Annotated in this window: 6 protein-coding genes and 1 pseudogene; 5 read left to right on the top strand and 2 right to left on the bottom strand. The window is 75.9% G+C overall.

All coding sequences use genetic code 11. The features are described from left to right. Positions 1-118: 118 nt before the first annotated feature. The 3 genes from ACFXAM_RS35945 to ACFXAM_RS35935 all read left to right on the top strand — a co-directional run bounded on the left by ACFXAM_RS35945 (position 119) and on the right by ACFXAM_RS35935 (position 3405). Positions 119-1483, top strand: coding sequence for an FAD-binding oxidoreductase (locus ACFXAM_RS35945; protein ID WP_380297803.1), 1365 nt, complete (start codon positions 119-121; stop codon positions 1481-1483). 468 nt (positions 1484-1951) lie between these two features. Beyond that, entirely contained in the window at positions 1952-2257 is a 306-nt protein-coding gene (locus tag ACFXAM_RS35940; RefSeq protein WP_380297802.1) for a hypothetical protein, read from the top strand. A 386-nt stretch (positions 2258-2643) separates the two neighbouring features. After that, on the top strand, positions 2644-3405 hold the full coding sequence (locus ACFXAM_RS35935) for a pyridoxal 5'-phosphate synthase (protein ID WP_380297801.1): 762 nt from the start codon (positions 2644-2646) through the stop codon (positions 3403-3405). A gap of 73 nt (positions 3406-3478) precedes the next feature. Here the strand turns inward: ACFXAM_RS35935 and ACFXAM_RS35930 are convergent, their stop codons facing one another. Further along, a complete protein-coding gene (locus tag ACFXAM_RS35930; RefSeq protein ID WP_380297799.1) occupies positions 3479-4546 on the bottom strand; it encodes a DMT family transporter in 1068 nt (355 codons plus the stop codon). 151 nt (positions 4547-4697) lie between these two features. On the opposite strand from ACFXAM_RS35930, the gene ACFXAM_RS35925 reads away from it, so the two are divergent. Both ACFXAM_RS35925 and ACFXAM_RS35920 read left to right on the top strand, forming a co-directional pair. Further along, positions 4698-5576, top strand: a complete 879-nt coding sequence (locus ACFXAM_RS35925; protein ID WP_380297798.1) for a DUF1906 domain-containing protein — start codon at positions 4698-4700, stop codon at positions 5574-5576. 458 nt (positions 5577-6034) lie between these two features. Next, on the top strand, positions 6035-7696 hold the full coding sequence (locus tag ACFXAM_RS35920; protein WP_380297796.1) for a long-chain fatty acid--CoA ligase: 1662 nt from the start codon (positions 6035-6037) through the stop codon (positions 7694-7696). Positions 7697-7758: 62 nt separating this feature from the next. On the opposite strand, the pseudogene ACFXAM_RS35915 reads toward ACFXAM_RS35920, so the two are convergent. Continuing rightward, positions 7759-8786: pseudogene (locus ACFXAM_RS35915) on the bottom strand (hypothetical protein); the annotation flags it as partial.

The raw sequence follows: 8786 nt of genomic DNA, 5'->3' as shown, positions 1-8786 counted from the left end.
GCCTCGCCCCGGCCGCGCGGGGCAGGCGTACTTGCCGGGCGGGCGGGCGGCGGGCAGAGTGCGAGGTCCGGGCGGCGTCGGTCGGACCCCCGCCCGGGCGGTGCGAGCGGAGGCGGCGATGAGTGACCTGACGGACCGGCTGGCCGAGGGCCTCCCGCCCGGCGCCCTGGCGGTGGACCCGGACGTGACGGCCGCCTACCGGCACGACATGGCGGGCTTCTGCCCGGCCGGCACCCCCGCGGTGGTGGTCTTCCCGGAGACGGTCGAGCAGGTGCAGCACGTCCTGCGGACCGCCTCCGAGCTGCGCGTGCCGGTGGTCCCGCAGGGCGCCCGGACCGGGCTGTCCGGCGCGGCCAACGCCGTCGACGGCTGCATCGTGCTGTCGATGGTGAAGATGAACCGGATCCTGGAGCTCGACCCGGTGAACCGGATCGCGGTGGTCGAGCCGGGCGTGGTCAACGCCGAGCTGTCCCGGGCCGCGGCCGCCGCCGGGCTCGCCTACCCGCCCGACCCGTCGAGCTGGGAGTCCTGCACGATCGGCGGCAACATCGGCACCGGCGCGGGCGGCCTCTGCTGCGTCAAGTACGGGGTGACGAGCGAGTACGTGCTCGGCCTCGACGTGGTGCTGGCCGACGGGCGGCTGCTGTCCACCGGCCGCCGGACGGCCAAGGGCGTCGCCGGCTACGACCTGACCCGGCTGCTGGTGGGCTCCGAGGGCACCCTGGGCGTGGTGGTCCGCGCGGTGATGGCGCTGCGGCCGGCCCCCGCGCCGCAGCTGGCGCTGGCGGCGGAGTTCCCGGGCGCGGACGCGGCGGGCGCGGCGGTCTGCGAGGTGATGGCGCGCGGTTTCACGCCCTCGCTGATGGAGCTGATGGACGCGGTGAGCGTGCGCGCGGTCAACGCGCTGGGCCGGATGGGGCTGCCGGAGTCCACCCGGGCGCTGCTGCTGGTCGCCTTCGACGGTCCGGACCGGGTGGCCGAGCTGGCCGCGGTCGGCGAACTGTGCCGGGCGGCCGGGGCGACGGAGGTGGTGCCCGCCGAGACCCGGGCCGAGTCCGAGCTGCTGCTGGAGGCGCGCCGGCTGGCACTGCCCGCGATGGAGCGGCTGGGCACCACGATGATCGACGACGTGGCGGTGCCGCGCTCGCGGCTGGCCGAGATGCTGGACGGCGTCGCGGCGATCGCCGAGCGGCACGCGCTGACCATCGGGGTGGTGAGTCACGCGGGCGACGGCAACACCCACCCGATCGTCGTCTTCGACGCGGCGGACGCCGAGCAGTCGGCGCGGGCGCAGCGCTCCTTCGACGAGATCATGGCGCTGGGGCTGGAGCTGGGCGGCACGATCACCGGTGAGCACGGGGTGGGGCTGCTCAAGCGGGAGTGGCTGGCGCGGGAGCTCGGTCCGGTGGCGATGGACCTGCAGCGGCAGCTGAAGGCGGTCTTCGACCCGCTCGGCATCCTCAATCCCGGGAAGGCGCTCTGACCCGTCCGGGCCGGCGGGGCCGCCCGGGGGCGGCGGAGGACGCGGCGCATGGTGCCGCGTTCTGCCGATTTCCGGACTGTCGCATAATCGCGGACACGGCCGGTGCGGTAGGGCGACCGCACCGAAAAGGGGCGTGTCCGGCATCGACGCGCGCCGTGGTGGTGCGCCGGGTTGTCCGGGTGATTTCTCCACGCTGCTCCGGACGCATCGGACCGTGACCGGTCGACCCCCTTGCGTCGCAGGTGGGAGGCGGTGCGACGGTCCCGCTCCCCGGGGCCGGGACGGTTATGCACCGGGCCGCCGGATATCACGCTAAAGGGCGAAAAGGCCCCCGGGAGGTGGTGCTTTGTCGATTTGTTGCGGAAGTCTGTCTCCCGACGTCGCAGACCGCGGGTGTTCGTTTGGTCGGCGAACTCCCGCACATCTTGCACGATTACCGTTTCTTGGAGGCGCTTCTTGGAGGCTCTGATGGCTCGCATCCGGACCCGCGGGGCGGCCGGCCTACTACTGGCGGCCCCGCTCGCCGCCGGCCTGCTGATCGCCGGTGCCGGCTCGGCCGCCGCCGACGACGACGGCACGCTCGTCTCGAACGCCGGCACGGGCAACGTCTTCGGGTCGGTCGACGGCAACCACATCTCCACCCAGCAGACGGCCACCGGCGCCGGTGCCTCGAACCAGTCCGACACCCTCGCGGTGAAGGACAACGCGGGCACCGTCCAGGCCGGCCAGGCCAACAAGAACTACACCATCGTCTTCGCGCCGGTCTTCTCCTGAGCACGGCCCGGGGCCGTCGACGGCGGGGGCGCCGTCGGAGGACCACCGGGGCGGACCGGGGCAGGCCGCGAGGCCGGAGGACCGCGAGACCGAACGGATCGCACCGCACACATCACGCACCACGCACGCACATCACGCACCGCACATCACGCAACCGGGCAGCGGAAAGGGTCACCGCGCACCGGCCCCGTGGGCGGCACCGCACGACGGTGCCGCCCACGGGCGCGTCCGGGGCCCGGAAGGGGTCCGGTCCAGGGCCCGCGCCCGGCGCCGTCACCGTACGGCGGTACGGTTGCGCTCCGACAGCGCACCCCCGCGCCCGGCCCGCCCAGCGGCGCCCGGTCCGCCGCGGGGCTGCGGCCGCGGCAACCGGAAGGAAGGGCGCGATGGCAGCGGAGGAGGAGGGCCTGACCGGCCCCGGCGAGACCAGGCCCGCACCGGGCCCCGGACCCGGCGGGGAGCCGGCCGCGGCCGCGCCCCGGTCCGTGCCCGAGCTGATGCTCGGCCGTCCGCCGATGGCCCGCCCGTTGCCGACGTTCGACACCGAGGCGGCCCCGGCCGAACCCGGCCCGCTCTTCGTGGACTGGCTCGCCACCGCCCTGCACGCCGGGGTGCTGGACCCGCAGGTGTTCACCCTCTCCACGGTCGATGCCGACGGCACGCCGGACGCCCGGGTGCTGGTGCTGCGCGACGTGGACGCCGCCGGCACCGGCTGGGTCTTCTCGACCGCCGCGGACAGCCCCAAGGGCCGTCAGCTCGCCGACCACCCGGCCGCCGCGCTCACCGTCTACTGGCCGCAGCTCGGCCGCCAGGTGCGGGTGCGCGGCACCGTCGAGCGGGCCGCCGACCAGGTGGCGGGGGCCGAGTTCGCCACCCGCTCCCCGGCCGCCCGGATCGGCGCGCTGGTCGGGCGGCAGAGCGAGCCGCTGGCCTCGCCCGCCGAGTACGAGGAGGCGGTGGCGGTGGCCCGCCGCCGGCTGGAGGCCACCCCGGACGCGGTCGCCGCCGGGCACGCCGTCTACACGCTCTGGGCCAACGAGGTGGAGTTCTGGCAGGGCGACGCGGAACGCCACCACGTCCGGCTCCGCTACACCCGGACCGGTCCGGTCCGCACCCCGGAGTGGTCGCGCACCCTGCTCTGGCCGTGACACGGCGGGGGCGCGCATCGCTGGGATGCGCGCCCCCGATTCACCAGGCCCCGGTTCACCGGGCCCCGGCGCGTCAGCGCCGCCCGGTCAGCGTGGCCCCGACGCTCGCCGCCACCACGCAGCCGATGCCGGCCAGCTGCGCGGCGCCCAGCAGCTGGCCCAGCACCACCAGGCCGACCAGCGCGCTGACCGCCGGCTCCAGGCTGACCAGCACGCTGAACACCCGCTGCGGCATCCTCCGCAGCGCCGTCATCTCCAGCGCGTACGGGATCACCGGCAGCAGCAGCGACACCCCGGCCACCGCGAGCAGCAGCATCAGCGGCGAGGCACCGGGCTCGGTCAGCCCGTCCCAGGCCTGGCCGAGCCCGAACGGAGCCACCGCCAGCGCGCCGACCGTCATCGACACCGCCAGCCCCTGGAAGCCCTGGAACGCCGCCCCGACCTTGTCGGTGAACAGGATGTAGGCGGCGTAGCAGGCGGCCGCCCCGAAGGCGTACAGCAGGCCGACCGGGTCGAGCCCGCCGCCCTCCCCGCCCTCGCCGAGCAGGGTGAGCAGCGCCACACCGCCGGCCGCGAGCAGCGCCCAGAGCAGGTGGCTGGCGCGGCGGGCGAAGACCAGGGCCACCGCGAGCGGGCCGAGGAACTCGATGGTGGCGGCGGTGCCCATCGGCAGCCGGTCGATCGCCCCGGCGAACAGCAGGGTCATCCCGGCCGAGGCCATGCCGAGCAGGGCGGCGGCGGCCAGGTCGCGCGGCCGGCGCCCGCGCAGGTTCGGCCGGGTGACGGCCAGCAGGATGACCGCCGCGAAGCCCAGCCGCAGGAAGGTGGTGCCGCTCACCCCGAGCGGTCCGAAGAGCGGCTTGGAGAACGCGATCCCGGTCTGCACCAGGAACATCGCCGTGACACAGAGAAGCGGCGCCGGAATCCGATCCGGGCGCCGCAGGAGGCTGGTGAACCGTCGGCCGGTGGTCCGGCCGGGGCCCGCGTCCGGTGGCAGCCCCTCTCCGGGCGCCCCGCCTCGTCGCCAGCTGCCCCGCTCGCCGGCGGGCTCGCCCTTGGGGGCGGGCGGCATGGCAAGCGCCTCGGCGACGGCGGCGGCCGGCGTCGGGGCGGAGGTTTCGCTGGGATGGGAGGTGGGCATGGGGCGAGTTTGCCGTAAGGAGCCACTGGGCAGCAAGCTCGTTACAAGAATCGGGACGGATCCGGACGGGTGCGTCCGAAAGGGTGAGCTTTCCCGCCGCGCCCGGCGCGGCGCCGGGCATCGCCCGACGCTCCGTCAGTATCAAGGCGGGGTGCGCCATCTCCGCTCCGCAGCCCTCGCCGCCGCCTCGCTCGTCCTCCTGCTGGCCGCCGGCGGCCCGCCCGCGAGCGCCGACGACGCCGTTCCGGCGGCCGCCGCCGCTCCCCGCATCCGGGCGGCCGTCCTGCCCGACCGGCTCGGCCCGCCCACCGCCCGCCCGCGCGACCAGTACGCCGGCGCGGCCTTCGACGCCTGCACCGCGCCCCCGCTGGAGACCCTGCGGGCCTGGCGCGACGCCTCGCCGTACGGGGCGCTCGGCGTCTACACCAGCGGCCGCCAGCGCGGCTGCGCCCAGCCCGCGCTCACCGCCGACTGGGTGCGGCAGGCCCGGGCGATGGGCTGGCGGTTCCTGCCCGTGCACGTCGGCCTCCAGGCGCCGTGCAGCGAGCTGAAGCGCAAGCCCGAGCGGATCGACCCGGCGCGCGCCGCCCGGCAGGGGCGCCAGGAGGCGGCCGAGGCGGTCGCGGGCCTGCGGGCGGTCGGGTTCGGCCCGGGCAGCCCGGTCTTCGTGGACATCGAGGCCTACCCGCTGCGCGACCCGGCCTGCGGGCAGGCGGTCGTCGACTTCGCCGTCGGCTGGACCCAGGCGCTGCACGCGGCCGGGTACCGCTCCGGCTTCTACTCCAGCCTCGACTCCGGCATCGCCGACCTCGCCGCGGCCGCCCGGGCCGGCAGCTCACCGCTGCCCGACGTCCTCTGGTACGCCCGCTGGGACGACCGCGCGGACACCACCGGGGGCGGGCCGCTCACCCCGGACCTCTGGAGCCGGCACCGGCGCGTCCACCAGTACCGCGGCAACGTCGAGGAGACCTACGGCGGGGCGACGCTCACCGTCGACCGCAACCAGGTCGACGCCCCGCTGGCCCGCTGACGGCCGCCGCAGGCCGGGAGCCGGCCCGTCACTCGCGCAGCGCGAGCCCCAGCCAGCCCCGGCCCTGGCAGTGGCGGCAGGTCTCCGGGACGTACCCGGTACCGGTGCGCCCCGCCCGCAGGCCCAGCCGCGCCTGGGTGCGCACCCCGCCGGAACAACACGGGCACGGCATCCGGAACCCGGTCAGACCCTGCCCCACCCGCCGTTCGCCGCGTCCGTCGCCCATGCGCCCAGTATCCCGGCCGCCGCCCCGCGCGTCCGGGGCGCCCCCGCCCGACCGGGGAGAACGTGGCCCGACCGTGGCCGGGCCGTGATCGGCACAACGCGGCCGAGATGCTGACATCCGGGACCCGGCGCGGCAGAATCGGGCCCTACTGCCCGTATTACCGCCCAGTAGCCGACGTTCGGCCAGGCCGGGGCAGGAGCCGCCGCAGTGCCGCCCAGGTCGAGGAGGACCCGTGTTCAGCACGATGCAGGACGTACCGCTCACCGTCGCCCGGATCCTTGAGCACGGGTCCACGATCCACGGCCGCTCGACCGTCACCACCTGGGACGGCACCGGCCCGGTGGTCCGGACGTACGCGGAGGTCGGCGCCCGTGCGGCACAGCTCGCCTGGGCCCTGCGGGACGAACTCGGGGTGACGGCCGACGACCGGGTCGCCACCCTGATGTGGAACAACGCCGAGCACCTGGAGGCCTACCTCGCGGTGCCGGCGATGGGCGCGGTGCTGCACACCCTCAACCTGCGGCTCCCGGCCGGCCAGCTGTCCTTCATCGTCGACCACGCCGCCGACCGCGTGATCATCGTCAACGGCACCGTCCTCCCGCTGCTGGCGGCGGTCCTCCCCGAGCTCGCGCCGACCCTCAAGCACATCGTGGTCAGCGGCCCCGGCGACCGGTCGGTGCTGGCCGGCTTCGCGGGCGGCGTGCACGACTACGAGGAGCTGATAGCGGACCGGCCCACCGCCTACCCCTGGCAGTCCGACATCGACGAGCGGCAGGCCGCCGTGCTCTGCTACACCTCCGGCACCACCGGCGACCCCAAGGGCGTGCTCTACAGCCACCGCTCGGTCTACCTGCACTGCCTCCAGGTCAACACCGGCGACAACTTCGCCTTCACCCCGCGCGACACCGCGCTGCCGGTCGTGCCGATGTTCCACGTCAACGCCTGGGGCATCCCGCATGCCGCCTTCATGTCCGGCGCCAACCTGCTGATGCCGGACCGCTTCCTCCAGCCCAGGCCGATGGCCGAGATGATCGCCACCGTGCGGCCCACCGTCAGCGCGGCCGTGCCGACCATCTGGAGCGGCCTGCTGGACGAGCTGGACGCCGGTGACTACGACACCTCCAGCCTGCGCATGGTGGTGATCGGCGGCTCGGCCTGTCCGCCGTCGCTGATGAAGGACTTCGACGAGCGCCACGGCATCCGGGTCGTCCACGCCTGGGGCATGACCGAGACCTCGCCGCTCGGCTCCTTCGCCCAGCCCCCGGGCGGCCTGAGCCCCGAGGAGGAGTGGCCGTACCGGATCACCCAGGGCATCTTCCCGGCCTCCGTCGAGGCCCGGCTGATCGGCCCCGGCGGCGAGCGGATGCCGCACGACGGGGTGTCGGCGGGCGAGCTGGAGGTGCGCGGCCCGTGGATCGCCGGGGCGTACTACGGGGGCGCGGGCCAGGACCCGGTGCGCCCGGAGGACAAGTTCTCCGAGGACGGCTGGCTGCGCACCGGCGACGTCGGCACGATCACCCCGGACGGCTACCTGACCCTCACCGACCGGGCCAAGGACGTCATCAAGTCCGGCGGCGAGTGGATCTCCTCGGTGGACCTGGAGAACCACCTGATGGCCCACCCGGAGGTCGCCGAGGCGGCCGTGGTGGCCGTCCCGGACGAGAAGTGGGGCGAGCGGCCGCTGGCCACCGTCGTGCTGCGGCCCGGCGCCACCACCGGCCTGCCGGAGCTGCGGGCGTTCCTGGCCGGGCGGATCGCCTCCTGGCAGCTGCCGGAGCGCTGGGCGCTCGTCGAGTCGGTGCCGAAGACCTCGGTCGGCAAGTTCGACAAGAAGGTGATCCGCGCCGACTACGCCGCGCAGAAGCTGGACGTCACCCGTCTCGGCAAGGAGTAGCAGCGGGACGGCGAGGGTCGGCCACCCCGGGAGGGGGCGGCCGGCCCTCGGCGCGTGCGGGCTCAGCCGGCGGCGGCGACGCCCGCCTCGCCCATGGCGCCGATCCGCCCGAGCAGGTCGACTATCCGGGACTGCACGTCGTCGCTGGTCGAGCGCTCGGCGAGGAAGAGCACCGTCTCGCCGGTGCGCAGCCGCGGCAGTTCGCGCGGGTCGAGGTCCACCGAGGTGTAGACGACCAGCGGGGTGCGGTGCAGCCGGTCGTTGGCGCGCAGCCAGTCCAGCAGGCCGACCCGGCGGCGGCGGATCTGCAGCAGGTCCATCACCACCAGGTTGGGCTGCACGCTGCTGGCCCGGGCGACGGCGTCGTTCTCGTCCACCGCGTGCTCGACGTGCATGCCGCGCCGTTCCAGGCTGCCGATCATCGCGGCGGCGATGTCCGGGTCGCCCTCGACCAGCAGGACCCGCGGGGCGTGGTTCTCGCCGTCGCGCGGGGCGAGGGCGCGCAGCAGGACGGCCGGGTCGGCGCCGTACGCGGCGTCCCGGGTGGCCTGCCCGAGACCCGCGGTGACCAGCACCGGGACCCGGCTGTTCAGCGCCGCCGTGCGCAGCGACTGCAGCGCGGTGCGGGTGATCGGGCCGGTCAGCGGGTCGACGAAGAGCGCGGCGGGGAAACCGGCGACCTGGGCGTCCACCTCCTCGCGGGAGCGGACGATCACCGGGCGGTAGCCGCGGTCCTGGAGCGCCTGGCGGGTGGCCGGGTCGGGCTCGGGCCAGACCAGCAGCCGGCGCGGACCGCCGTCGGGGGCCGGGGCGGGCACCGCGCCGTGCTCGCCGGTGTCGGGGCGGCCGCCCGGCAGCGCGATCGGGGCGTTGGCCTGCGGGGCACCGGGAGCCGCCGGGGCGGCGGCGCCGGACGCGGCGGGCAGCTCGGCCATCGGGCGCGGCACCGGACGGGCGTCGGCGGCGGGCGGCAGCGGGGTCACCGGCACCACGGCGCCGGCCGGGCCGGGCGCGCCGAGCGGACGCGGCGGGGCCAGCTCGCCCAGCCCGCTGCCGATCGGCCGCGGTCCGCCCTCGCGCTGCTCGCCGC

This window comes from Kitasatospora sp. NPDC059462 (assembly GCF_042749955.1).
In the GTDB taxonomy this organism is placed as follows: Bacteria; Actinomycetota; Actinomycetes; order Streptomycetales; family Streptomycetaceae; genus Kitasatospora.
The sequence above is the reverse complement of the archived record's forward strand: the minus strand, read 5'-3'. Positions and strand labels throughout refer to the sequence as shown.

Coding starts and splice junctions, on each gene's coding strand:
- ACFXAM_RS35930 (WP_380297799.1), bottom strand. CDS start 4,546: ATGCCCACCTCCCATCCCAGCGAAACCTCCGCCCCGACGCCGGCCGCC.
- ACFXAM_RS35935 (WP_380297801.1), top strand. CDS start 2,644: ATGGCAGCGGAGGAGGAGGGCCTGACCGGCCCCGGCGAGACCAGGCCC.
- ACFXAM_RS35940 (WP_380297802.1), top strand. CDS start 1,952: ATGGCTCGCATCCGGACCCGCGGGGCGGCCGGCCTACTACTGGCGGCC.
- ACFXAM_RS35945 (WP_380297803.1), top strand. CDS start 119: ATGAGTGACCTGACGGACCGGCTGGCCGAGGGCCTCCCGCCCGGCGCC.